Source organism: Treponema primitia ZAS-2 (assembly GCF_000214375.1).
GTDB lineage: Bacteria > Spirochaetota > Spirochaetia > Treponematales > Breznakiellaceae > Termitinema > Termitinema primitia.
This window is the reverse complement of record NC_015578.1, coordinates 848877-874678: the sequence shown is the minus strand read 5'-3', so window position 1 is coordinate 874678 and position 25802 is coordinate 848877. Positions and strand designations below refer to the sequence as shown.

The 25802-nt window shown below is 51.6% G+C and carries 24 protein-coding genes; 10 read left to right on the top strand and 14 right to left on the bottom strand.

Annotation, left to right across the window (positions count from 1 at the left end; translation table 11 throughout):
- The first annotated feature begins 185 nt into the window (after window positions 1-185).
- Genes TREPR_RS03920 through TREPR_RS03910 form a run of 3 tightly spaced genes read left to right on the top strand, consistent with a single transcriptional unit; the run spans window position 186 to window position 4305 of the window.
- Window positions 186-677, top strand: a complete 492-nt coding sequence (locus TREPR_RS03920; RefSeq protein WP_015706990.1) for an NADH-quinone oxidoreductase subunit NuoE family protein — start codon at window positions 186-188, stop codon at window positions 675-677.
- Window positions 670-2553: an NADH-ubiquinone oxidoreductase-F iron-sulfur binding region domain-containing protein gene (locus tag TREPR_RS03915; RefSeq protein ID WP_015706989.1), complete on the top strand. Its 1884-nt coding sequence runs from the start codon at window positions 670-672 to the stop codon at window positions 2551-2553. The genes TREPR_RS03920 and TREPR_RS03915 overlap by 8 nt, the downstream gene beginning before the upstream one ends.
- 18 nt (window positions 2554-2571) lie before the next feature.
- On the top strand, window positions 2572-4305 hold the full coding sequence (locus TREPR_RS03910) for a [FeFe] hydrogenase, group A (protein WP_015706988.1): 1734 nt from the start codon (window positions 2572-2574) through the stop codon (window positions 4303-4305).
- Window positions 4306-4792: 487 nt separating this feature from the next.
- Here TREPR_RS03910 and TREPR_RS03905 read toward each other — a convergent pair whose 3' ends face one another.
- Window positions 4793-5452, bottom strand: coding sequence for an OB-fold nucleic acid binding domain-containing protein (locus tag TREPR_RS03905; protein ID WP_015706987.1), 660 nt, complete (start codon window positions 5450-5452; stop codon window positions 4793-4795).
- Entirely contained in the window at window positions 5449-5745 is a 297-nt protein-coding gene (locus TREPR_RS18870) for a hypothetical protein (RefSeq protein WP_245534782.1), read from the bottom strand. The genes TREPR_RS03905 and TREPR_RS18870 overlap by 4 nt, the downstream gene beginning before the upstream one ends.
- A gap of 574 nt (window positions 5746-6319) precedes the next feature.
- Here TREPR_RS18870 and TREPR_RS03890 point away from each other — a divergent pair.
- Genes TREPR_RS03890 through TREPR_RS03880 form a run of 3 tightly spaced genes read left to right on the top strand, consistent with a single transcriptional unit; the run spans window position 6320 to window position 8928 of the window.
- A complete protein-coding gene (locus TREPR_RS03890) occupies window positions 6320-7321 on the top strand; it encodes an energy-coupling factor ABC transporter permease (RefSeq protein WP_245534781.1) in 1002 nt (333 codons plus the stop codon).
- 36 nt (window positions 7322-7357) lie between these two features.
- A complete protein-coding gene (cbiQ, locus tag TREPR_RS03885) occupies window positions 7358-8167 on the top strand; it encodes a cobalt ECF transporter T component CbiQ (protein WP_245534819.1) in 810 nt (269 codons plus the stop codon).
- A complete protein-coding gene (locus tag TREPR_RS03880; protein WP_015706982.1) occupies window positions 8155-8928 on the top strand; it encodes an energy-coupling factor ABC transporter ATP-binding protein in 774 nt (257 codons plus the stop codon). The genes cbiQ and TREPR_RS03880 overlap by 13 nt, the downstream gene beginning before the upstream one ends.
- A 40-nt stretch (window positions 8929-8968) precedes the next feature.
- Here the strand turns inward: TREPR_RS03880 and TREPR_RS03875 are convergent, their stop codons facing one another.
- Entirely contained in the window at window positions 8969-9589 is a 621-nt protein-coding gene (locus tag TREPR_RS03875; protein WP_281054607.1) for an ATP-binding cassette domain-containing protein, read from the bottom strand.
- 39 nt (window positions 9590-9628) lie between these two features.
- On the opposite strand from TREPR_RS03875, the gene TREPR_RS03870 reads away from it, so the two are divergent.
- From TREPR_RS03870 to TREPR_RS03855, 4 genes are all read left to right on the top strand, one after another.
- Window positions 9629-10015 (top strand): outer membrane protein assembly factor BamD, encoded by a 387-nt coding sequence (locus TREPR_RS03870; protein WP_041611002.1) that lies wholly within the window; start codon window positions 9629-9631, stop codon window positions 10013-10015.
- A gap of 151 nt (window positions 10016-10166) precedes the next feature.
- The gene (adhE, locus tag TREPR_RS03865; RefSeq protein ID WP_015706979.1) at window positions 10167-12803 is read left to right on the top strand and encodes a bifunctional acetaldehyde-CoA/alcohol dehydrogenase; all 2637 of its coding nucleotides are present in this window, start codon (window positions 10167-10169) and stop codon (window positions 12801-12803) included.
- Entirely contained in the window at window positions 12800-13549 is a 750-nt protein-coding gene (locus TREPR_RS03860) for a phosphotransferase family protein (protein ID WP_015706978.1), read from the top strand. The genes adhE and TREPR_RS03860 overlap by 4 nt, the downstream gene beginning before the upstream one ends.
- A 248-nt stretch (window positions 13550-13797) precedes the next feature.
- On the top strand, window positions 13798-14832 hold the full coding sequence (locus TREPR_RS03855; protein WP_015706977.1) for a PD-(D/E)XK nuclease family transposase: 1035 nt from the start codon (window positions 13798-13800) through the stop codon (window positions 14830-14832).
- A 183-nt stretch (window positions 14833-15015) separates the two neighbouring features.
- Here TREPR_RS03855 and TREPR_RS03850 read toward each other — a convergent pair whose 3' ends face one another.
- From TREPR_RS03850 to TREPR_RS03800, 11 genes are all read right to left on the bottom strand, one after another.
- On the bottom strand, window positions 15016-16758 hold the full coding sequence (locus TREPR_RS03850) for a [FeFe] hydrogenase, group A (RefSeq protein ID WP_015706976.1): 1743 nt from the start codon (window positions 16756-16758) through the stop codon (window positions 15016-15018).
- 2 nt (window positions 16759-16760) lie between these two features.
- Window positions 16761-18665, bottom strand: coding sequence for an NADH-ubiquinone oxidoreductase-F iron-sulfur binding region domain-containing protein (locus TREPR_RS03845; protein WP_015706975.1), 1905 nt, complete (start codon window positions 18663-18665; stop codon window positions 16761-16763).
- A 12-nt stretch (window positions 18666-18677) separates the two neighbouring features.
- The gene (locus TREPR_RS03840) at window positions 18678-19169 is read right to left on the bottom strand and encodes an NADH-quinone oxidoreductase subunit NuoE family protein (RefSeq protein ID WP_015706974.1); all 492 of its coding nucleotides are present in this window, start codon (window positions 19167-19169) and stop codon (window positions 18678-18680) included.
- Between the two features lie 228 nt (window positions 19170-19397).
- Window positions 19398-19928, bottom strand: coding sequence for a glutathione peroxidase (locus TREPR_RS03835; protein ID WP_015706973.1), 531 nt, complete (start codon window positions 19926-19928; stop codon window positions 19398-19400).
- Between the two features lie 62 nt (window positions 19929-19990).
- Window positions 19991-20746: a putative ABC transporter permease gene (locus TREPR_RS03830; protein ID WP_015706972.1), complete on the bottom strand. Its 756-nt coding sequence runs from the start codon at window positions 20744-20746 to the stop codon at window positions 19991-19993.
- A 2-nt stretch (window positions 20747-20748) separates the two neighbouring features.
- Window positions 20749-21420: a GTP pyrophosphokinase gene (locus TREPR_RS03825; RefSeq protein ID WP_015706971.1), complete on the bottom strand. Its 672-nt coding sequence runs from the start codon at window positions 21418-21420 to the stop codon at window positions 20749-20751.
- A 13-nt stretch (window positions 21421-21433) separates the two neighbouring features.
- Window positions 21434-21898, bottom strand: coding sequence for a YkvA family protein (locus TREPR_RS03820; protein WP_015706970.1), 465 nt, complete (start codon window positions 21896-21898; stop codon window positions 21434-21436).
- Window positions 21899-21934: 36 nt separating this feature from the next.
- On the bottom strand, window positions 21935-23665 hold the full coding sequence (gene dnaK / locus TREPR_RS03815) for a molecular chaperone DnaK (protein ID WP_015706969.1): 1731 nt from the start codon (window positions 23663-23665) through the stop codon (window positions 21935-21937).
- Window positions 23666-23687: 22 nt separating this feature from the next.
- A complete protein-coding gene (locus TREPR_RS03810; protein ID WP_015706968.1) occupies window positions 23688-24392 on the bottom strand; it encodes a DnaJ domain-containing protein in 705 nt (234 codons plus the stop codon).
- A gap of 4 nt (window positions 24393-24396) precedes the next feature.
- Window positions 24397-25236, bottom strand: a complete 840-nt coding sequence (locus TREPR_RS03805) for a DUF5685 family protein (RefSeq protein WP_015706967.1) — start codon at window positions 25234-25236, stop codon at window positions 24397-24399.
- Between the two features lie 9 nt (window positions 25237-25245).
- Window positions 25246-25656 (bottom strand): Zn-finger domain-containing protein, encoded by a 411-nt coding sequence (locus tag TREPR_RS03800; protein ID WP_015706966.1) that lies wholly within the window; start codon window positions 25654-25656, stop codon window positions 25246-25248.
- Between the last annotated feature and the right edge of the window lie 146 nt (window positions 25657-25802).

Here is a 25802-nt window from a genome sequence, read left to right as displayed (position 1 = left end):
CTTGCTTGAAAAACCTTTATTACACCCTAAGCGAAAAAACCGTAGGCATTTCATCTCCCGGTATATATAAAAACCAATATAGTGTCATGCAAAATTTATATTTCACAAATAAATTAATTGCTGATAAAATTCTGTAAATCGGGTGGGAAAACCCACCCTGAGAATATTTCACAAGAGAGGTGTGTATGGATTTTGACTATAGTATCATTGATACGGTACTCAAGGAATGGGGGTATGGGGCGAGCAGTATTATTCCTGTTTTACACGCGGTTCAGGAACGATACCACTACATCCCAAGGGCGGCGTTTCCCTATATTGCCAAGCAGGTGGATGTAGGGGAGGCGCGGGTTTACGGGGTCGCTACTTTTTACGAAAATTTTTCTCTGGAAGCCAAGGGGCGTTTTATCATCAGGATCTGTGATGGGACAGCCTGCCATGTGCGGAAATCGACACCGATTCTGGAGGCTCTCCGTACCGAGCTAGGGCTGAGTGTTCAAAAACGGACCAGCGATGACCTCAATTTTACGGTAGAGACCGTATCCTGTCTCGGCGCCTGCGGGCTTGCCCCGGTGCTGATGGTTAATGACGAAGTTCACGCTTCAATGACGGAAGAAAAAGTCCACGCCCTCATTGGGGAACTTAAAACTGAGGTGGCAACGGAGGTTGTACATGCCTGAATTAAAGGACCGGGAAGAACTACAACAAATGCGCGCTAAATACGAGCGCAGTTTCCAGGCGGAGCAGAAGAAAATTATTGTGTGCGCGGGAACGGGCTGCGTTTCTGCGGGGTCTCTTGAAATTTATCAAAGGCTTATCAACTTGTTGGAAGGGCGCAACATGCCCTGCGCAGTGGAATTAAAGAATGAGCCTGAAGCGGGGCTTACGGGCATTAAACGGAGTGGCTGCCACGGTTTCTGTGAAATGGGGCCCCTGGTGCTTATTGAGCCCGAAGGCTGCCTTTACTTAAAAGTCAAGCTTGAAGACTGCGAAGAGATAATCGAAAAAACCATCGTAAAAAACGAAATAATCGACCGGCTGGTGTATACCAAAGATGGCAAGCTGTATTCCAAGCGCCTGGATATTCCTTTTTATAAAAAACAAAAGCGCCTTGCCCTGGAACACTGCGGTCAGATCAATGCGCTTTCTATAAAAGAGTACCTTGCCATTGGCGGTTACCGGGCTTTTGAGAAGGCGCTGTTTGAAATGAGCGCCGATGATATTGTCCAGGTTATAAGCGAATCGAACCTACGCGGCCGGGGAGGCGCAGGTTTTCCTACCGGGCGGAAGTGGGCAGAAGCGAAACGGCAAAGGGCTATACCCAAGTACATCATCTGTAATGGCGACGAAGGCGACCCTGGGGCGTTTATGGACAGAAGCGTTATGGAAGGGGATCCCCACCGCATGATCGAAGGCATGATGATCGGCGCCCTGGCCTGCGGGGCCTCCGAGGGCTACATCTATGTGAGGGCAGAATATCCCCTGGCGGTGAGCCGCCTTGGCATCGCCATTGAACAGGCGAAAAAACTGGGACTTTTAGGGGAGCATATCCTGGGCAGTGATTTTAACTTTAACTTGACCATTAGCCGGGGTGCAGGCGCCTTTGTCTGCGGGGAAGGCAGCGCCCTTATCTCATCTATCGAAGGAAAACGCGGAATGCCCCGGGTTAAGCCACCCCGTACTGCGGAGCATGGGCTGTTCAACCAGCCCACGGTTCTTAACAATGTTGAAACCTTCGCGGCGGTGCCCCTGATCATAGAACAGGGCGCAGCATGGTATAAGTCCATAGGACCTGAAACAAGCCCGGGCACCAAGGCTTTTGCCCTGACCGGGAATATCGCAAACACCGGGCTTATTGAAGTGCCCATGGGAATAAAACTGCGGGACATAGTCTTTGACGTGGGCGGCGGTATCCCCGGGGGTGGGGAATTCAAGGCGGTACAGGTCGGCGGCCCCTCCGGTGGCTGCCTGACTGCGGAGCATTTGGACCTGCCCATGGACTTTGACTCCCTCAAAAAAGCAGGGGCCATGATCGGATCAGGCGGGCTTGTGGTTATGGATGAAAAAACCTGCATGGTGGAAATCGCCCGGTACTTTATGAACTTTACCCAAAATGAATCCTGCGGAAAGTGTATTCCCTGCCGGGAAGGCACCAAACTGATGTTGGGTATTCTGGAGCGTATTGTTGCCGGTGAGGGAAGGGCTGGGGACATAGAACGGCTTTTGGAACTGGCGGATACTATCAGCTCTACTGCCCTTTGCGGCCTGGGAAAAACCGCCCCAAGCCCTGTTATCAGCACGATTAGGTACTTCCGTGCAGAATATGAGGCGCATATTAACGAAAAGCATTGCCCGGCCGGGGCTTGCCAAAAACTCAAAAAACTTTTTGTTGATGACCAGTTGTGCATAGGCTGTACAAAATGTGTCAAAGCCTGCCCGGTGGGCGCTATTAGCGGCGAAAAAAAAGTAGCCCACACAATCGACAGTGCAAAATGTATCAAATGCGGCGCCTGTGTAGGCGGCTGTCCCAAAAAAGCGATAAAAACTGCGGCTTAAAGCGCTAAGGAGCTTACTATGTCTGAAAAGTCTTATATGAAAGTTGACGGTATCAGGGTCGAAATAGCAGGTGAACGGAACCTGCTGGAGGTAGCGCGGAAAGCCGGGGTAGAGATGCCGACTTTTTGCTATCATTCGGAATTGTCGATTTATGGCGCCTGCCGCATGTGCGTGGTGGAGATAGAGGGAGCCGGGCTGGAAGCTTCCTGTTCCGCGCAGCCCCGGGCTGGTATGTCCATACACACCAACACGGTGCGTCTGCGCCGTTACCGGAAGAATATTTTGGAGATGCTTCTGGCAAACCATTGCCGGGACTGTACTACCTGTGAAAAAAGCAGGCAGTGTAAGCTACAGGAATTGGCCCTGCGATTTAACCTTGATGATGTACGTTTCCCGAATAAAGCAATGGATCACAAAATTGATGATCAGTCCCTGTGCCTGACCCGGGACAGCAGCAAGTGTATACTTTGCGGGGACTGCATCAGGATGTGCAACGAAATTCAGGGAGTCGGCGCGATCGACTTTGCAGGAAGGGGCGCCTCAATGCGGGTGAGCGCGATCTTTGACAAGCCCCTGGCAGAATCGGGCTGTGTGGGCTGCGGCCAGTGCGCCCGGGTTTGCCCCACCGGGGCAATTGTGGTAAAGAACGACAGCGCCGCTGTGTGGCGGGCTCTGGAAGACAAAAACTCTGTGGTGAGCGTTCAGATCGCCCCTGCCGTGCGGGTTGCCCTGGGCGATGCCTTCGGCCTTGAAGGGGACTGCTCCGGCTTGATTGTGGCGGCTCTGCGGCGCATAGGTTTTGATGTGGTGTATGATACGGCGACAGGCGCCGACCTGACAGTGATAGAAGAGGCCTCCGAGCTTATGCAGCGGGTTAAAGAAAAAAAAGCCTTGCCTCTTTTTAGTTCTTGCTGCCCCGCATGGGTTACTTTTTGTGAGCAACGCTACCCTGAGCTTCTTAACTGTGTGTCAAGCTGTCGTTCGCCCATGCAGATGCTTGCTTCGCTCATCAGGGAAACGGAAAAAAACGCGAAAGGGGACGATGAAATAAAATACGTCCATGTCGCCATCATGCCCTGTACGGCAAAAAAAGCGGAAGCTGCCCGTAGCGAATTCAGGGCCGCTGATGCGCAGGATGTGGACCATGTGCTGACCACACTGGAGCTAATCAGGATGATTCGTGAAGCGGGCATCGTGTTTTCTGAGCTTGAAAGCGAAGCCCTGGATTATCCCCTGGGTTTGTTTTCCGGCGCAGGGGTCATTTTCGGCGCCGCAGGAGGAGTAACCGAGGCGGTATTGCGGTATATCACGGGGTCTGGAAATTTAAGCTTTATTAATTACGAACCATTGGCCGGCCTGGAGGGGGTAAAAACCTTAAGCCTGGCTTTGCCCGAAGAAGGCGAGGCAGGAAACGCGGCGGCTCATACTATACGCATAGCCGTGGTAAGCGGACTGCACAATGCAGATGAACTGATCAAACACATTAAAGCGGGAAAGGAGCAATTTGACTTTGTCGAGGTAATGTCCTGCCCATCGGGTTGTATAAACGGCGGTGGCCAGCCTGCCGCTTCCCCCGCTGCGTGTAAAGAACGGGGACACAGCCTCTACGCAGCGGATAAGAGGAACAGCATCAAACGTTCGGACCTGAACCCGGTTACCATGGAGTTATATAAGACAGTACTCAAGGGCGAGCGGGCCCATGAGTTGCTGCATGTCCGGTATGGAAGTATTGACAAAAAATTACAGAGATGATGTAAAAAAATCGAAATGATGTACATTATGGTTTGGTATATGAAGCCCGATTATTTTCTTTTAACATACCAAGAAGAAGTGTTGGGCTTTTTTATAGACAAATAGGAGACCCTCCTAAAACCATGTCTTTAACAATCTACTGAACCTAGTCCGTTCAATGGTATGAAGGGCGCTCTTAGTAAAGATTCCTCTCCTCATATTTAAAAATGATTACAAAATTAATTAGAGCGCCCTTTGGCCAGGGCGCTTTTTAACCGGAGGGGATATATGAGTGATGAAGAAACCGCAGCTGCCAGATTCAAGCCAAGGAGGAAACTATGGCCGTTAACGATATAATTAAATACCCTTGGTTAAAACCTAAGAACCAGATACTATCCAATCGTCTTTACAAACAGGTTTGAACTCAGGGACTCCATATAGCATACGTTTAACCCAGTAATACCCTTTTAAAGATGACTTATGACCCAGATTAAGCAATTACTTTTTTCTAATTTCTCTCACTTAATAATTCAATTCGTGTCACCTCTAGCGACACTGCCCCATTATCCTCAGTAACCCGCCCATACACCAAAAAAGGCCGCTGATCAAATAACAGCCGGTTGTACTGGTCATACACCTTCGGAAAAATTACTGTTTCGTATATCGCCGTCTCATCTTCAAAGGTTAAAAAGCTCATGGTTAAACCATCTTTGGCCCAAACTTCTTTTTGCGTTACTTGCCAACCGACCAGGCAGACGTAGCGCCCCAGGTATCCCCCAATATGCACTGCCTTAATACGTTGGACTACCACAACTTTATCTTTCCATAATGCCAAAGGATGTAATTTGCGCAGAAAGCCCAAAGCCTGATTGCTTAAAACCGCCACCATGAATTCCGCAGGGTGATGGACACGTAGATATGCTGACTGGAAAGACACCATTGCATAAGAAGCTGAGTGAGGTTTACAAAAACTGTACCTGTCAAAGGATAACATCATATCCCATATTTTTTGTATCACATCATCGGTTACACCATTGCGACGGCAACCATCAAAAAATTGTTTTTCATAGGCCACAAGTTTAATCCCTGCTTTCTTAGCAATCACCTTTCGTAACTTGTCAGCTTCAATTTCTTCAAACCCTGCAAGGACAGCCGCAGTTTTACTCACATCCTCCTGGTAACACAGAATTCCGTAAGTTCCGGCCCGGAAACAGGAACCAGGTGCATAAGCGCAAATCCGGCAGCCCAGAGAACCAAGGCGCCGCCGATAAACCGTTTTTTAGGCAGCGGGTATTTATCTCTGATATGGTCCTGAGATACCCCATGGGCCGTACAGCAACAGCAATCGCTGCTACCGTGATGGTGACCATCATGATCATGGCGATGGTCGTGATGATCTGTATGATCGTGATCATGCCTTGTATGGCCGTGGGTACTTACTTTTTCATCTGTAATACTCATAGAAAACTCCTTGTTTTAATAAGCGCTGCCTCTCTGGTTTTGGGCGGGTTTTCTATTGGCCAATAAAAAAGCCCGACACTGCTCCCTTGAAAATTGGAGAGAAAATCGGGCTTCATGCCTTCTAAAGGCGGAATCCATGTTCCGCTGTATTCGATATTTTTTTATTTATATCATTGCCAAGGGTTTCCCGTCAAGGGAAATTTTAAACTATTTTCTCTTTTATCCCCGGCAACCCGGAAAACCCGTCTTTTTGCAGGGCAATTGGGTGTACCGCTATTTCATGCAAGGGAACCTTCTCCAGAGGCATTATACCTTCCAGATGAAGCGCCCACCCTATTGACTTTCACCGGGATTTCACCCCATGCTTACTAATCGTCATGAAGGCGATTAACCGCAATGAATGCGGAATGTTCTGTACCGAGAACCCGGCTAATTCCGAAACACAGATACCATGAAGGTATTATACCCTGCCATGAAGGCGGAAACTACTGGGGCATGACTATGCCCAGTGGTACTGTCTGCATGCATATCCCGCCTTTTGGCGAGTTCATTTTTTTGGAGGTATTTTATGCACATGGCTGACGTGCTTATTTCCCCCGCCGTGGGGGGCGTACTTTGGGCCGCGAGCGCCGCTTCTGCGACTTACGCGACGGTGAAGATCAAAAACGAGTTGGGCGATAAAAAGATCCCTATCATGGCGGTATCCGGGGCCTTTGTGTTCGCCGCCCAGATGATCAACTTTACTATCCCCGGCACCGGTTCCAGCGGGCATATCGGGGGCGGTATTTTGCTGGCAGGGCTCCTGGGGCCATTTCCGGCGCTGCTGACCATTGCGGCGGTGCTGGCTATCCAGTGCCTGTTCTTTGCGGACGGCGGCCTTCTGGCCCTGGGCTGCAATATTTTTAACATGGGGGTTATCCCGACCCTGATTATCTATCCCCTGCTTTTTAAACCCCTCCTTACAAAGGGCATCAAGCTTTCTAGGCTCTCCCTGGCCTCAATCGTTTCGGTGGTGGTGGGGCTCCAGCTTGGCGCCTTTGGGGTGGTCCTGGAAACTTTGGCATCCGGAATCACTGCCCTGCCCTTCTCGGTTTTTGTGCTCCTTATGCAGCCCATCCATCTGGCCATCGGCATTGTGGAAGGTATCATTACTGCAGCGGTCCTGGGCTTTGTCTACCAGATGCGCCCAGAAATACTGGAAACCAGTGAACAGCGTGTCCCCCTGGGGACAGGCGTTTCCATAAAGAAGCCCCTCATTGCCCTGGGGATAATTACCCTTTTGGTGGGGGGGCTCCTGTCGATCTTTGCTTCTGCCTATCCTGATGGGCTGGAATGGGCCATGGAAAAAACTGCGGGGACCACGGAGCTTGAAGCGGAGGGGCCAGCATTCCGCCAGGCCGAAGCCATTCAGGAAGCCACTGCATTCATGCCGGACTACAATTTCCGGGATGCCGGTGAAGACGGTTCCGCCATAGGGACCACCGTGGCGGGCATAGTCGGCGCGGCCTTTACCGCCCTTCTGGCAGGCGCCGCAGGTTTTGTGATCTATAAGGTCAAACGGAGTAAAGCCGCCTGATGATGAAGAGCCGGGCGGAGGCAGCCTGTGTTTGACATGGATCATACCACCCAAACACTGTATACCCTGGAACAGCTTTCGGCGGGGCGGAGCGCTCTCCACCGCCTGCATCCGGGGGTAAAGATACTTGCCGCCCTGTTCTTTATGGTTACCGTTATTTCCTTTAACCGCTATTCCCTGGGGAGGATCGTACCTTTTCTGTTCTACCCCTGTATCCTCATCGCCTGGGGGGATATTCCCCTGGGCCTGCTGCTGGGCCGTACCGCCCTGGCCTTGCCCTTCTGCCTCTTCGCGGGGATTTCAAATCTTATCTTTGAACGCAGTATCGCAGTAACACTGTTGAATATTCCGATAAGCTACGGCCTCCTGTCTTTGCTTACCTTGCTGTTGAGGACCCTGCTCTGTGTGGCGGCGGTGCTGATCCTGATGGCGGTCACCCCCCTTACCCGGATCACCGCCCAATTGCGGCGCTTCCGCTGCCCCGCACTTTTTGTAACCCTCCTGGAAATCAGCTACCGGTATATCGCGGTCCTGATCGCCGAGGCATCCTCCATGTATACCGCATATATACTCAGGAGCGGTGGCGCGAAGGGAATCGAATTGAAACACATGGGAAGTTTTATCGGTCACCTGTTCCTGCGCAGCGCCGACCGGGCCGAGCGGGTCTACGCCGCCATGAAGTGCCGGGGCTATGATCTGGATAAGGCCCCCAGGTATCCCCTGGCTTTGTGCGCCGTGGATATCCGTTTTCTGGCGCTGGTTTGCGGTTTCTGTATCCTTTTCCGGGTGGTGGATGTTTCCGCCCTCCTGGGATCCTTGATAAGGATGGTAGTATGGCAGCTATGAACAAACAGGAGGGTCCTGTCATTGAGGCCTGTTCCCTTTCCGCCGCCTACGACGGGCAGGCGGCCAATGGCTCCGGTATGGTCCTGCGAGAGATAGCCTTTGCAATACAGGCTGGGGAACGGGTTGCCCTGGTGGGGGCCAACGGCGCTGGCAAAACCAGCCTGCTGCTTACCATGGTAGGAATACTGCCCATCGCCTCAGGCAGCCTGGAAATGGGGGGCGTTGAGCTTGGGGCTGGTCCCCAGGATAAACGGAAACTGCAGGAACTGCGAAGCCGGGTTTCCTTAGTGTTCCAGGACCCAGAGGACCAGCTCTTTATGCCCAGCATCTACGAGGACCTGGCTTTTGGCCCCCGGAATATGGGGCTGTCCGAAACAGAAGTCCGTGACCGGGTAGATGAAGTCCTGGACCGGCTGGGAATCAGCTTCCTCAGGGACCGATCCCCCCTCAGGCTGTCCGGGGGCGAAAAACGGCTGGCAGCGATTGCCGCGAGCCTCACTATGAACCCGTCCATCCTGCTCTTTGACGAGCCAACAGCTTTTCTGGACCCCAAGGCCCGGCGTAAGCTGATGGGCATATTACAATCACTGCCCCATACCCAGCTTATTGCTACCCATGATTTGGACTTTGCCGCCTCCCTCTGCCCCCGGGTAATTCTCCTGCAAGAAGGCGCCGTTTTTGCCCAGGGTCCGGCAGAAGAACTGCTGCGGAATGGAGCTTTGATGGATCAATGCGGGCTTGAAGCTGTTGAACTTGCCTGAAAAAAGCGCCCCGTCAACTTTTTATGCCGATTACAGGCGCCTATAACAGGCTGATTTTTCTATCCGTAATTTCGCTGATAACCTTCTCATCATGGGAAACCAACAGTATTGCGGTATGGTACAGTTCCCGGACCCGGGCAAGAAGTTCCAGAATCCCTGTCTGGTTTTTTGTATCCAATGCGGTGGTTGGTTCATCGGCAATCAGGAGCGTAGGCCTGTGTATCAGGGCCAGGGCGATCATCACCCGCTGGCACATGCCTCCGGAAAGCTCGAAGGGATAGCTGTTCAGGATTTTTCCCGACTCACTGAGCATGGCGTCTTCAAGCGCCGTTTCCGCCAGGGCTATACATTCCCGTTTACCCGCATGGCGATGGTGAGCGCGAATCGCTTCAATAAACTGACTGCGGATAGTCCGGGAATGGTTCAAGGCCTGTACGGGGTTCTGGAAGATCATGGATATCTCCCTTCCCCGTATATGCCGCCATTCCTTTTCCTCCAGGGAACCCAACTCCAGGACCGGCGAGTCAGCGGCCTCTGCGGAAAAGCCGGCCTTCCAGGAGCCGGCGCTCAGTGTCCATGCTATGCTTCCGCTTTTGATATACCCCGGATGTTCCAGCATACCCAGAAGGGCGGCACAAAAAACCGTCTTGCCGCACCACAGAGCCTTGCTTTTACCGCCCCTTGGTGCTATAAATTCCCTATGCGCGTGACTAAACTATTTGCCATCATCCTGCTTCTTTCTCCGGTCCTGTCCTGCGGTTCAAGGCCTATCGCCATTTCTGAAACCGCAACCCCTGCGGAAATGACCCAGCGGGCCCAGGAGGCCTCAGACCGGAACCGCTACGGCCTTTCCCTGCAATACTACCAGGCCATACTGGAACGGTTCCCCCGGGACATTAACAATGTCTGCGCTGCGGAATATGAAATTGCCTTTATTCATTATAAGCAAAAAAAATACGACCAGGCCCGCTCCGAGTTCGAGTCCCTCCTGGACCGGTACAATACCCCGGATGCGGAACTCCTCCCCTCACAATTCCGTACCCTGGCCAATATAGTCCTGGCAAAAATGAACGAACGGCGAAAATAGCTTCAAGGAAGCTCTGAAAACCGCATTTTTCAAAGATTCCTTTCATTTATTTAAAATTAACTTATAAAGCCTTGCCGGATACTCTTTAATCGATATAATTATATTTATATATAAGAACTGACCAGTAAAGTTCGGTCAAAAGGATGGAAAAATGGCTGTAGTCAAGGCCGGCGAAAAAACGCCCGGCGAAGTTCCGGAGCCGGAGAGCCTGGAGAATATCCTGGCCCGGGTGCGGAAAGCCCAGAAAGCCTATTCGGCTTTTACCCAGGAACAGGTGGACAAGATATTTTTTGCCGCCGCCCGGGCCGCGGATAGGGCACGTATCCCCCTGGCAAAGCTTGCGGTGGAAGAAACCGGCATGGGTATTGTAGAAGATAAGGTTATCAAAAACCATTATGCCGCTGAGTATATCTACAATGCCTATAAGAACACTAAGACCTGCGGGGTGATCGAGGATGACCCTGCCGCAGGGTATAAACGGATTGCCGAGCCGGTGGGTATACTGGCCGCCATAATCCCCACCACCAACCCCACCTCCACAGCGATTTTCAAAACCCTACTGGCCCTGAAAACCCGGAACGGGATCGTCATCAGCCCCCACCCCCGGGCGAAGAAAAGCACCTGCGCCGCTGCCAAGGTGGTGCTGGATGCGGCAGTTGCCGCAGGGGCCCCTGAGGGGATCATCGGCTGGATTGGGGAGCCCTCGCTTGAGGCTTCCAACGGGGTGATGAAGGGAGCGGACCTGATCCTTGCCACCGGCGGACCCGGTATGGTCAAGGCGGCCTATTCCAGCGGAAAGCCCGCCATCGGGGTCGGATCGGGAAATACCCCGGCCATCATCGACGACAGCGCGGACATACTTCTGGCGGTGAGTTCCATCATCCACTCCAAGACCTTTGACAACGGGATGATCTGCGCCTCCGAACAGTCGGTGATCATCCTGGACAGTATCTATGACAAGGTTAAGCAGGAATTTGCCGACCGGGGTTGTTATATCCTCAACAAGGCGGAAACCGAGAAGGTACGGAAGACCATTATCGTCAACGGCGCCCTGAACGCCGGCATAGTGGGGCAGAAAGCCTACAAAATCGCAGAAATGGCGGGGCTCAAGGTCCCGGAATCTGCGAAGATCCTCATCGGGGAAGTGACCAGCGTGGAGCTTTCCGAGGAATTCGCCCACGAAAAACTTTCCCCCGTGCTGGGCATGTACCGGGCAAAGAACTTTGCCGAAGCCCTGGACAAGGCGGAACAGCTTGTCCGGGATGGCGGTTACGGCCATACTTCCTCGCTCTACATAAACACGGTCACGGGCCAGGAAAAGCTCAAGGAATACCAGAGCCGGATGAAGACCGGCCGTATCCTGGTGAACACCCCCTCTTCCCACGGCGGCATCGGGGACCTCTACAACTTCAGGCTTACCCCTTCCCTTACCCTGGGCTGCGGTACCTGGGGGGGAAATTCGGTTTCCGAAAACGTCGGGGTCAAACACCTGCTCAACATCAAAACTGTGGCGGAGAGGAGAGAAAATATGCTGTGGTTCAGGGCGCCTGAAAAAGTATACATAAAGAGGGGCTGCCTCCCGGTGGCCCTGGATGAGTTGAAAAACGTGATGGGCAAAAAGCGGGCCCTGATCATTACCGATAATTTCCTCTATTCCAACGGCTACACCAAACCGGTGACCGACAAACTGGATGAGCTGGGCATAGTCCACACCAGCTTCTTCAATGTGGAGCCCGACCCGACTTTGGCCTGCGCCAGGGAAGGGGCCGCCCAAGCTGCTGTTTTCAAGCCCGACGTTATCATCGCCCTGGGAGGCGGTTCCGCCATGGACGCCGGGAAGATCATCTGGGTACTCTACGAACACCCGGACGCTGATTTCCAGGACATGGCCATGCGCTTTGTGGACATACGCAAGCGAATCTATACCTTCCCCAAACTGGGGGAGAAGGCCTACTTTATCGCGGTCCCCACCTCTGCGGGCACCGGTTCCGAGGTAACCCCCTTTGCGGTGATCACCGACGAAACCGTGGGCATGAAGTACCCCCTGGCGGATTATGAGCTTATGCCCGACATGGCCATTGTGGACGCGGACTTCCAGATGGACGCTCCCAAGGGCCTCACCAGCGCTTCGGGCATCGACGCGGTGACCCACGCCCTGGAAGCCTACGCTTCTGTGATGGCCACGGACTATACCGACGGCCTGGCCATCCAGGCCCTGAAACTGATCTTCCAGTACCTCCCCGCCGCCTATAACGAAGGCGCCGGCAATCCTGTGGCCCGTGAAAAAATGGCCAACGCCGCCACCATGGCCGGCATGGCCTTTGCCAACGCCTTCCTGGGGGTCTGCCATTCCATGGCCCACAAACTCGGCGCCTTCCACCACCTGCCCCACGGCATCGCCAACGCCCTGATGATCAACCACGTACTCCGGTTCAACGCCAAAGAGGTCCCCCCAAAGATGGGAACCTTCTCCCAGTACGATCACCCCAAAACCCTCGCCCGGTACGCCGAAGTAGCCGCCGCCCTGGGTCTCAAGGGAAAAACCGATGCAGAAAAACTGGAGAGCCTCATCGCCGGAATAGCCAAGCTGAAGGACGCGATCGGGATCAAGAAAACTATCAAAGAATACAACATCGATGAAAAAGATTTCCTGGCCCGGCTTGACGAAATGAGCGAACAGGCCTTTGACGATCAGTGCACCGGCGCAAATCCCCGGTATCCCCTGATTGCGGAAATCAAACAGATGTACCTTAACGCCTACTACGGTAATGAAGGGGGTGATTTATGAGCGGGAAAAAGATACTGGTTGAGCGGCCCTCCAAGAAAATTTATCTGGAGGACGGCAAGGTTTATAAGGTAATGGGCGATGCCTACCTGGCCTCGGATGTGCTGAACGAAGCCCTGAACCTGGCCGCCGTGGGGGAGACAGAACTCCGGGTCCCGAAACTTCTGGAGGTTACTAAAATTGACGGGGAATGGGCCATAGTCTGGGAGTACATCCAGGGAAACACCCTGGCGGAACTTATGGAAAAAAATCCCGCCCAGGCCGATGCCTACCTTGACCGCTTTGTGGAGATCCAGATGAGGATGCAGCTCTACAACGCCTCCCGGCTGCCTTCCCAGTTTGAAAAACTGCACCGGAAGATCAGCGTGTGCGGCCTGGACGCCACGGTCCGCTATGAGCTCCACACCCGCCTGGAGGGTCTGCCCCGGCATACCAAGCTCTGCCACGGGGACTTCAACCCCAGCAATATCATTATCACCGACAAGGACGAGGACTATATCATCGACTGGTCCCATGCCACCCAGGGAAACGCCTCTGCCGACGCGGCCCAGACTTATCTGCTGTTCTACCTGGCCGGGCAGCAGGACCGGGCTGAAAAGTACCTGAACCTGTTCTGCAAGAAAACTGATACTGCAAAACAGTATGCGCAAAAGTGGATTTCCATTGTTGCCGCTTCCCAACTGGTAAAAGGGAAATTCGAGGAGAAGGAAACATTGCTGCGCTGGGCTAATGTGGCGGAATATCAATAAGACGATTTTTTAACCACAAGGAAGACCGCTTACGCAGTCAATCAGAAAGAAGAAGCCGAATAAGGGCGAAAGGAAAAACAGCGTGAAGAGCAGCCCCGCTTTTCACGCTGTTTTTTTTCTGGGCTTGTAACATTTTAACGGTAAATTCCCCTTTAGTTTTCTTTATTTAAAAGATTTGCAAAAACTTTCTCCGCCCATTAAAGCAAAATCCCACTTTATCCCCCTAACCCTCCTATAAGGAGTATTCTATGAACAATAATGAACCAGACAAGCCCGCCGAAAATCCCGTCCCTAAAAAGCCGATACAGATCAAAGCGGAAGACGACCTCCTGGACATCACCCGGGACCCGGTCTTCAAAGCCGTGCTTATCCGGGACTCCCCCGGCTCCCGCAATGCCCTGCGCTGCCTCGTTTCCGCCGCCATAGACCAGCCGGTCACCGTCCTTTCCGTCACCGCCAACGAGCCCCCGGTCAACAATCTCCGGGATCGGGAGATCCGCTACGACATAGCGGTCAAATTTAACGACGGCAGCCTGGGCGACATCGAAATGACCCTGTACCCGGATACCCATGAGCATCTGAGGCAGGAATACTACCTGGCCCGGCTTTTTACCACCCAGGATATCAAGGGCATTGAGCACCACTATAAAGACCTGCAGCCTGCCTGGCAGATATCCATCCTGGGCAAGAACATCCATAACGACCAAGCCCTGGTCCACCGCTTCCGGTACTATGACCAGGAAAACAACTTGTCCTTTAACGGCCTGACTGCTATAATTAACATTGAGCTAAAAAAGGCGGAGCAGTTTCTGGACAAGCCCATTCCGGCGATGACGCCGATAGAGCGCTGGTCGGTTTTTTTCCAGTATGCCCTGGATCCCGAGCGGCTGGATTTGATTAACGAGATACTAAACTACGATGAAGGAGTAGCCATGGCGACAGCGGAACTCTTAACGGTAAGTGAGGACGAAAGAGAACGGGCGCGGATTGAGCATGAACTCAAAAACCAGCTGGACTGGCAGAGCGGGATGACAAACGCCAGGCTCGAAGGGGAGGACACAGGATATAAACTGGCCAAGATGGAATATGACGGGATAATCCAAACCTTGAAAGCGGAGCGTGAGCAGGCGGAACAGGAGCGTGAGCAAGCGAAGCAGGAACGGCAGCAAGCGGAACAAAAGCGGCGGGAATCTGTCCAAAACCTGCGTGGCTTAGGCCTGGGTGATGGGCAGATTACCCAGGCCCTGGGCCTTTCCCCGGAGGAAGTGTCCGAATACCTGTAAACCGTCAATTTCCTCCGCCCCCGAAAAAATCAGGGGGTGAGGTTCCAGGGCAGCAATTACCCCCAGTCATCGGTGGCGGCCAGGCTGGGGGCTTTTTTAAAAACGGTTTGCCTGCTAGAAAAGAAAGGGCCTCATCAGCGATACTGTTCGCTGATGAGGCCCTTTCTTTTCTAGCGAGCAAAACTATTTGTGACCATGTCCTGCGTAGTGAATGTGCCAGTACTCGTGCTGGGCGTGTTCGTTGCCTACCAAGTCTTCCCATTCCTTCATCACAGGGTTCTTCTCAACGCTGTTGAGGGGATATTCCTTGTCGGCCAGGTAGAGGCCATGGGCCCGTTCAGCCTTAACTTCCCATGACGCGGGAGGCTGGCCGCCGCCGCCTATACAGCCACCAGGGCAGGCCATGACTTCAACAAAGTCAAAGTGTTCCCCGTCCTTTACGCGCTGAATAATCTCGTCGGCATTTGCCAGGCCGGATACTACGGCTACTTTAAGCTCAATGTCCCCCAGCTTGATCGTTGCGGTTTTGACGCCGTCAACTAAGGTACCGGCCTTGGCGTCCGGCCTGGGGAGGCCCCGAATGCCCGATTCCGCCAGGGCAATATAGTTTTCCGGGGTATCCAGCTTCAGCACCGAAAGTGCGTAGCGCAGAGCCGCTTCCATAACACCCCCTGAAACGCCGAATATAACTGCCGCGCCGGTGGTGTTGCCCCATTTGCCTTCCACTGCCTCAGGTTCAATGTTGGCATAATCGATACCCGACTCTTTAATCATGCGGATAACTTCCTGGGAGGTCAGGGCAAACTCTACAAGCTTTTTCCCGTCTTTCTGGAATTCCGGGCGGGAGGACTCAAACTTTTTCGCCGTACAGGGCATGATGGCCCCGCGGTAGAACTGCTGGCCTTCCTTGGTATAGGTGCCGGAGAAAAGCTGCATGGGCGACCTGGTGGTTGATACATGGGGCATAACCTCAGGATGGTGTTTTTCCACAAACTGAATCCACGCGGGGCAGCAGGATGTGAAAAGGGGCCAGGTCTGGGGGGTCTTGAGCCGTTCCAGAAGTTCCGCCGCTTCCTGAATGATGGTCATGTCCGCAGCAACGTTGGTGTCGTAGACTTCGTCAAAGCCGATACGGCGCAGGGCCGCCACAAGCCTACCGAAGGTGTTCTGTTCCGGGGGTATGCCAAAGGCATTGCCCACCGCAACCCGTACCGCCGGGGCTATCTGAACGCTCACCTTGGCGTTTTTGTCGTCCAGGAGCTTCCATACCCGCTTGGTTTCGTTCTTTACCGTCAGAGCGCCGGTGGGGCATACCGCCGCGCATTGGCCGCAGCCTACGCAGACCGAGCTGGCGATGTCTTTTTCACCCACACAGGCGACGGCCATTTCGGAACCCCGGTGGGCAAAGTCAATGGCCCCCACATGCTGGATTTCGTTGCACATACGGATACAGCAGCCGCACTGTATACACTTGCTGGTATCCTTGGTGATGCAGAGGGAGGATTCGTCCAGCTTGGGTTCGGGATTGTGCTGGGGATAGCGCACCCCGGTAATGCCGAACCGAACCGCAAAGGCCTGGAGCTTACAATCAGTGCTGTTGTCGCAGGTGGTACAATCCCGGCAATGGTTTGCCAGGAGCAGTTCCAGGATATTCTTGCGGTAGCCCCGCAGTTTTGCGGTGTTGGTCTTGATGACCATGCCGGCTTTGGGGAGCAGGGAACAGGATGAGTCAAGGGAACTGCGCCCCGTGCGGGGGTCCACAATTTCCACCAGACACATACGGCAAGCGCCGTAAATTGAAAGTTCCGGTGTATAGCAGAAAGCAGGAATCTGAATACCGGCTTTTTTAGCGTGTTCAAGGACGTTCAGTCCCCGTTCCATCTCCACGGGTACGCCGTCGATGGTTATGAATTGTTTGTCAGCCATGATTATGCTTCCTCCTTAACCGCGTCAAACTTACACTTTTCTTTGCAGGCAAAGCACTTGATACACTTTTTCTCGTCAAGGACGTAGTAAGCTTTCTTTTTGCCCTCAAGAACCTTGTCCTGCTGAGAGATGGCTCCCACCGGGCAAGCCTTGGCGCAGGCGCCGCAACCCGCGCAGTTTTGCGGGTCAATGTACAGTGTTTTAAGTTTCTGGCATTCACCGGCAGTACACTTGTGCTTGTAGATGTGGTCTTCGTATTCGTTGCGGAACCGTTTCAGGGTACTCAGAATCGGGTTCGGTGCGGTTTTTCCCAGGCCGCAGAGGGCCGCCTGGGAAATGGTAACCGCAAGCTCGCCCAGGGTTTCAATGTCCCCGTCCTTGCCCGCGCCATTGACGATCCGTTCCAGGATTTCCAGCATACGCAGGGTTCCTTCCCGGCAGGGCGTACACTTTCCGCAGGATTCGCGTTTTGTGAAGTCCACGAAAAACCGGGCGATTTCTATCATACAGTTGGTTTCGTCCATGACCACCAGGCCGCCGGAGCCGATAATCGCCCCCGCCTTGGGAACCGAGTCGAAGTCCAAAGGCATATCCAGGTCCGCTTCGGTTAAACAGCCTCCGGAGGGTCCGCCGATCTGAACGGCTTTGAATTTCTTGCCGTCCCGTATGCCGCCGCCTATGTCGAAAATAATTTCCCGCAGCTTGGTCCCCATGGGCACTTCGATAAGCCCGGTGTTTTCGATCTTTCCGGTAAGGGCAAAGGTCTTGGTTCCCGGGGAAGATGCGGGGCCTATCCCCTTATACCAATTGGCACCCCTGTTGATGATCAGGGGCACGTTAGCATAGGTTTCAACGTTGTTCAGGACTGTCGGCTTTTCGTAGAGCCCCCGCTCGGTTGAACGGTAGCGCTTAACCCGGGGCATACCCCGCCGGCCTTCGATGGAGCCCATGAGGGCTGAACCTTCGCCGCAGACAAAGGCGCCTGCGCCCCGGTAAATAGTCAGGTGGAAGTTAAAGCCCGTGCCCAGGATATTGTCCCCCAGAAGCCCGAATTCCTCCGCCTGTTCAATGGCTTTCCGGAGCCGTGCCACCGCGTTGGGGTATTCGGCGCGGACGTAAATGTAGCCCTGCTCCGCCCCGATAGCCCTGGCAGCGATGAGCATACCTTCGATCATCTGATGGGGTATGCCTTCCATGACCGACTGGTCCATGAACGCCCCGGGGTCCCCTTCGTCGCCGTTACAGACGATGTACTTGGGAGAGCCCTGGGCTTTCAGGGTGTCGCCCCATTTTTGGCCCGCAGGGAAACCCGCGCCGCCCCGCCCACGGAGATTTGAATCGGTTACTTCTTTGCAAACCGCTTCCGGGGTCATGTCGAAGAGCACCTTTTCAAAGGCGCTGTAGCCTTCCACAGCCAGGTATTCTTTAATGGATTCGGCGTTGATCTTGCCGCAATGGTCCAGCACGATACGCTGTTGTTTCTTATAGAAGGGAATCTCATCTTTTTTAAGAATTAATTTGCCATCCGGCGCCTTGTAGGCAAGCCGCTCAACGGGCTTACCGTTCTTTATGGTTTGTTCAACGATATCTTCGGCGTCCTCGGGCTTTACTTTGGTATACAGCCAGCCTTCGGGCTCAACCAAAACCAGAACGCTCTGGTTACAGAAGCCCGGACACCCGCCCTTTTTCAGTCCCGCAGGATGACCCGGCTCTTCTTTGAGTTCCAGGCTGCAGCCCACGTTCTTTGACTTGATAATTTCCGCTAATTTGTCGTACACCTGAATGGAACCGGAGGCGATACACCCGTTTCCTGCGCAGACAAAAATCTTGCGTTTCTCCGCATCGAAAGCCTTTTTATAGCTTTCCCGTACCTTTTTCAAGGCATCCCTGTTTGTAAGTTTCGACATTTCCTACCCCTCTTAAAGTTTTGCCCGCAGCTCATCCAGAACACCGGGAATCTGGTCGGGGGTTACGTTGGCGTACACCTTGTCCGGAATTCCCCCCTGGACCATAAATGCCGGCGCCAGGGAACACGCCCCAAGGCATGCTACCGTCTGAACCGTAAAGCTCAAATCGTCGGTGGTGATCTTTTTCTCGGAAAGCCCCAGTTCCTTGCGGAATTTTTCCAAATTGGGAAGGGACTTGCGGACATGGCAAGCGGTACCGTCGCACACCTTGATGATAAACTTACCCTTGGGTTGGAGGGAAAAGTTCTCATAAAATGTGGCTACACCGTACACCCTTGCTTCACTGACCCCAAGTTTTTGCGCGACACAGGGGAAAGTTTCGGGCGGCAGGTAGTTATATTTCTCCTGAACACCCTGTAAAATCGGAATAATCGAGCCGGATTTGGCTCCCCATACCTTAATGACGTCGTCAACAACGCCCGGATCAAATGCTGGAACGCTCAACTTGTGCCTCCTCTCTCAAATCTAACCCATAAATTGGCCTTTATGGGCGCTCTTTGGCGGTATATGGTCCAAAAAGTATCTAATCAGTATATGCGGTCTTTAAGGTAAAGTCAAGAAAAAACTGGCCCTGGGGAACTTGACGAAAAACGTCATTTACTGCGCGAAAAAGGGGAAATTGCCTAAAAAGAGCAGGTAAGGGGAGGAAATTTGGCAGGGGCCCTCGAATCCCTAAAGCAATCCCTCAATTGCAGAAGACAATTTCTCAGGGCTATAGGTTGGGAAAAACCATGCAGTCACCCTGCCATCACGGCTGACAAGAAATTTGGAAAAATTCCATTTGATGTCTTTAGGACCGGTGAAAGGAGTGCGCCCTTTAAGCCGTTCCTTGAGAGCCGCCGCCCCTTCATCTTCGGTTTCCGCAACCTGCTCTTTGAGATACGTAAAAAGAGGCGCCGCTTTATCGCCATTTACATCAATCTTGGCAAACTGGGGAAAGGTAGCGTGATACTTTATAGTGCAGAACTCGGCAATTTCCTCGGCGCTGCCCGGGGCCTGTTCGCCGAATTGATTACAGGGAAAGTCTAAAATTTCAAATCCCCTGTCGTGATAGGCTTTGTACAGTTTTTGCAAACCCTCATATTGCGGCGTCAACCCGCATTTGGTGGCAGTATTCACAATCAAAAGCGCTTTCCCCTTATAATCGGCAAGAGAAACCGGTTTTCCTTCGCGGTTCGTTACGGTAAAATCATACAAATTCATATTTTAACTCCTTCATGTTAGTCTTCTCTAAATCTATAACTTTTCTGCATTATAGACAAGTGTTATTTCCAAAACCGCTTTTCAAGATGTTTCCGTATCCAATCAGGGAAGGCCGGCAGTTTCTCTTTGAAATTCCTCCTGAGGCTGGGGAAGGCATTAAGCGGTTTTAGTATACGGCGCACTTCCATCGGCAGTTTTAGCTTTTTATCATCCATATCGCCTGAAAAACCAAAGACTGAATGAAACTCCTTTCCCTTTTCAATCAAGGCAGCAATATCCTTCTGAAAGGTTTTGAAGTTAAATATTGATTTTACCGAATGATCAATGTCCACAATGAAGTAAGCTAAAAGCCCTCCGGCGACAAAATGGGAAAGATAGGGTCCCAGAACCATGATCCGGGTAAACACCCGGGGCTGGATAAACAAAACCAGCAGGGCTGCGAAAAAAGCCCAATAAATCGAGAACCGCAGGCATATACGGCCCGAAAGATTAAAACGCCTTTCGTGATAGTCCCATAATTTCATGCCGAATAGTGTTTCCATTAACCATCCACCAAAGTATTCAAGTATGGTGGGGGACAGAAGGGTAATAACCCACGCTGTAACGGCCGGTAACGACTGTACTTCTACGTGAATGGCGGTAATAATTACGGCACCAAAACCATAAATCGGCACAAAGGGACCGGAAAGAAACCCGGCGTTTACAAAACGTTTTTCCTTTGAAGACCGGTAGAGGACTTCGATAATCCAGCCGACAAAAGACATGGCGCCAAAGTATAAAAAGTAACTGAGTAATTTTTGTGGAATCATAGTATACATAATTAATTACCTCTCTTTTCTATTCTTTCAATATTATTTCGTATATCCTGCATTTTCAAATCAAGCCATACGCTTGTTTCCGCGCAATTTTTTAATTCACTGGAAATGTTATTTGCCTTTTCATTATTTATGTCCTTTTTATACGTAAGTCGATGTTCCAAGCTTGCCCAAAAATCCATTGCAATAGTCCTTAATTGCACTTCCACTTTCATTTGCCGTTTTTCGTTATGTAAGAATATCGGGACCTCAATTATTAAGTGAAGGCTTCGATAACCGCTTTCTTTAGGATTAGCAATATAATCTTTCTTTTCAATAAGGGCCACATCATCCTGGGCGAGCAAACAATCCGCCAGTACATAAATATCATCGACAAATTGACATATAATGCGAATACCGGCTATATCATGGATATTTTTTTCCAGAGAATCTACATTTTTTGGAATCTGTAATGTACGCATTTTTTTTCTGATACTTTCAGGCGTTTTTATCCGCGTTTTTATATGTTCTATAGGATTTCTGTCATGGGACAGGGAAAATTCTTCGTTGAGAACTTTGAATTTTGTTTCAACTTCCATAAGGGCGCACCGATAGTAAGTCATAAGCTGCAAGGCAGGGGCGATTTTTTTCTGAAATATTCCGACAACGTTTTCTTCTATCCGTTGGACAAAACCCATATATATGCTCCTGTCAGGTTATTATAATTTTTATGATTACTGCGATAATTAAGAGCCACACTGCAACTATGGGTATTGCGTAATACCATTTTATCGGTTTTCCATTGTCCCATAATCCCTTTGCTTTCTCTTTGCATTCCAGAAATATGGGCTTGGGTATACATTTTATTGAAAGGGTAATGAGGGCAGGTAAAATGATAAGATCGTCCAGGTATCCTAAAACTGGAATAAAGTCTGGTATTAGGTCAATCGGCGATAAAGCGTACCCTATGGTGATGAGCGGTATCACCTTGGCATACATTGGCACATCCTTTCTTTTATAGGCAAGATACAATGCAGAAAGGTTGTACTTTAATTGCTTTGTTTTTTCCTTTAATACGGAAATTAAATTTTTCTCAGCTAAAACCTGATTGTCAAGAGGGGTCATATCATATTTTTTTGCCGACCGCCTGATAAAAATTGCCTCGTACAAAGTCATACCACACCTCCGTACTGTATAATCTATAAAAAAAGCTTACCCGTTTTCAAGGGATGCGATAAGCGCTTCCAGTTCAGCAATAGCGGCGTTCACGGCCCCGGCGTCTTTGCCGTTAAGCGCTTTTTTTGCGTTTTTTAGCGGCTCCTTGAAAGCTTCCCGGTATTTCTTGAACAGCTCCTTGTCCTTATTTTTTGCAGCATCCTGTTCCATTCCTTCCGCCCACGCTATCACCGTTTGCAGTTTTCCCTGGGCATCCTGATCTTTACGGAATTGGGCGTCCTCAGCGGCATACTGCTCCGCGTCATGTATGGCGGACTGCAGCTCAGCTTCACTCAAGTTGGAAGAGGCTTCTATAGTAATCTCCTGGGCTTTGCCGGTTTTTAGATCCCTTGCGCTTACATTCACGATACCGTTGGAATCGATAGTAAAGGTAACTTCTATCTGGGGAACACCGGCCATGGCCCGCTGTATACCCTTGAGGCAGAATTTACCCAAGGTTTTATTCTGGCTTGAGCGGGGACGCTCCCCCTGTAAAATGTTTATTTCAACCGAAGACTGGAATGGAGCGGCGGTGGTAAAAATCTGGCTTTTGGAAATAGGAATCGTAGTGTTACGCTCTATCACATGGGTACACATCCCCCCCACGGTTTCAATGCCCAAGGACAGGGGCGTAACATCAAGCAGGAGCAAACCGGTTACTTCCCCGATGAGTACACCGGCCTGCAAAGCCGCGCCGACCGCTACACATTCATCGGGATTGATACCCTTAAAGCCGGGCTTTCCGGTAATACGCTGTATCGCATCCTGTACCGCAGGAATCCTGGTTGAGCCACCGACCAAGAGTACCTTTCCTATCTGGTCTTTGGTAATATGAGCGTCCTCCATGGCCTGCCTAACCGGAGCTTCCGTGGCATCCACCAGATGGGAAGTCAGTTTATTAAACTGCGCCCGTGTAAGAGCGGCTTTTAAATGCAGGGGTGATCCCTTCGCTTCACAAAGATAGGGCAGATTTATTTCGGTTTGTTCGGAAGCGGACAGTTCCTTCTTAGCCTGTTCCGCCGCTTCTTTTATCCGCAGCATAGCTACGAGCTGTTTTTTTACATCGAAACCGGTTTCTTTTTTGAATTCTTCGGCAAGGTATTCTGTTATGCAGGCGTCAAAATCATCTCCCCCCAGCCGGTTGTTCCCGGCGGTGGCGCAGACTTCTATGACACCGTCTTTTATATCGAGGATAGAAACATCAAAGGTGCCGCCCCCCAGATCAAAAACTAGTACCTTCTGGTTTTCTTCTTTATCAACGCCGTAGGCCAGGGCCGCCGCGGTTGGTTCATTGATGATGCGGCGTACCGTAAGGGCTGCGATTGCCCCCGCGTCTTTGGTAGCCTGCCGCTGGGAATCGGTAAAATAAGCCGGGACGGTAATAACCGCCTCTGATACGGTTTCACCAAGAAAAGCTTCGGCGTCCCGTTTCAGCTTTGCAAGAATCATGGCGGAAATTTCAGGCGGGGAAAATGTCTTTTCCCCCATTTGCACCTTATTGGAAGTACCCATTTCCCGTTTTATGGACCGGACGGTCCGTTCATTATTGGTAAGTTCCTGACGTACTGCGCTCTGCCCTACCAGGCGTTCACCGCTTTGGGTAATGGCCACCACCGATGGGGTTGTTCTCCCCCCTTCCGCATTGGGAATGATCTCAGGCTTTCCGCCGTCCAGTACGGCTACGCATGAATTGGTTGTTCCAAGGTCTATGCCGATTATTCTCCCCATACCATTAACCTCCGTAATTTCCTTAACATGGCCGACAGCAAAACAAGCAGAAAAGTTGCGCCAGTATTATTCTGAAAATAGAGCTCCCCAAATTCTGCATACTAAACCCCCGGCCTTCCCCGGCCTCTCGATATGCAAAACTGTTGCGTTCAAATTGATTCAGCAAAGACCGGTATTGCATATTGTCCGGTTCCATCCGCACCGCTTCGCGGGCATGGGAGATGGCAGTTACCCTGTTACCCGTTCCTGCATTGGCAAGGGCGCTGTAAAAGAACCATTCCCCGGTATGGTTTGGTAATTCTGATAACACCAGCAGGGCATCACGGTAACGCCGGTTTTCAACAAGAGCGCGGGCTTGGTTTATTTCAGGATTTGCCTGTTCCCAGCCTTCACCAAAAAAATCACCAAACCAAAAATTAAAACCGCCGCCAAAATGACCTTGGTCATCGGGACCTTGGTCCCCGGGATTTTCTCCCCGGTATCCTCCACTCTGGTTTTGCGATTGCTTACCATAACTGCCATCGGTCTGTTCATAATTCACGCCCCCCGATTTCTGCTTTTTGATCTGTTCATAGGCGGCGTTTATTTCCCGCATCTTTAATTCCGCATTTTTGTTGCCGGGATTTATATCGGGATGATATTTTTTTGCCAGCTTCCGGTATGCTTGGGTCAGCTCCTCATCAGACGAGCCGGGACTGATCCCCAATATGCTATAGGGGTCTTCCATCCTATTAGGCCTCCGCCTTTTTCTTACCGGAAGGATGCCGGTAACTTTGCCAGACTCCGGAATAGAGTACATTCCGCAGGATACCACTGTCCCGGTTTATCGGAAGTTTATCACAGGCCGCGGTACACTCGGCCATCATCATGGTTAAAAGGGGAGTAAACTCTTCCCTTCTCTGGACCACCAGAGGGTTGTAACGCTGCTTTTTGATATCCCGGCGGAGATCATTACAAGCGTCCAAAAGATAGATAAAGCGCCCCAGGGCGGCGCCCATGGCTTTAAGCGGGGCTGCGTATTCGCCGGAATCTGCGCTGCAAGCGGCGCCGCCGGGGGCCCACAAAAAAATTTCGCCCAAAAGCTCCCCAAAACAATTCATAGGGAGGTCGGGATTAAGTTCATTGGCTTTTTCTATGGCGCTTAAATCTTTCAGTTTTTCTTTGATCGTCAGGCATTGCCCGGGCCATTTTTCGCTTAGTGTAGGAAGGTATGCCGCCAAAGCATCGCTTTTCTGCTTCGCGCTTCTTTTTCTGTCATCTTTCCAGTCATCCAGGGCTTGGTAATAGGACAGGATTATATTCATATCCGCGCAATACGATAGGGCTTCATTGGCAATACAGGGGTGAGGTATTGGACGAAAGGCGCACACGCAGTTTTTCTGTTTTTCATCGAGCTTGTACACCGATGAAAGAAGCATGGATAAAAAGGCCATATCATAGCTCAGACAGGAACGGCCTAAAGCGCCGGCCCTGGCGCCTAATTCACAGCAGAGGCCGCAGTATGCCCCATCATAACGCTTCCGTTCTTCAGGAGAGAGCGCTTTTCTATTCGCCCTTACAGTTCCAAACACTGTTCCCCCCTAAGTTTTTTTTATAAATTTAGCGCCGCAGCGTTTACAGGTGATCCTGATGCGGCCCTTGCCCTTGGGTACCCGGCAGCGCTGGCCGCAGGAGGGGCAGGTAAAAATCCGGTGGGTCAGGCGCTGCCGTACCTTGTCCGCGACACCGCCGAAAAAGCGAATCCCCTTGGATTTCAGGCTGAAATAGTAATTTGCCTCCCGGATCCGCGCCCCGGTATTCCGTGAAAATGAGCGGAAGATGCAGATAATGACCAGGATCATGGACAGCGATGACGGCACGAGATGCCGGGTAATAATGGAAACAAAGCAGAAAGCCAGGGCTGCTGCGGAAAGAACGCGGTTAAGCTCGTCCTGGCCGTAGCGTCCCCGCATAAAGCGTTCCAGTTTCGCCCGCCCAGGCAGCTTTATCATAAGCCGGTTACACCCCTTTATCCTAAGTGTTAATATATTGACATTATATGGGAAAGTCAAATAAATTTGCGGCGAAGTGGTTGAGGGACAGGAACAAAAGGCCATGGACTTACTGTCCCGGATTTATGGACATATAGGTGTGGTTA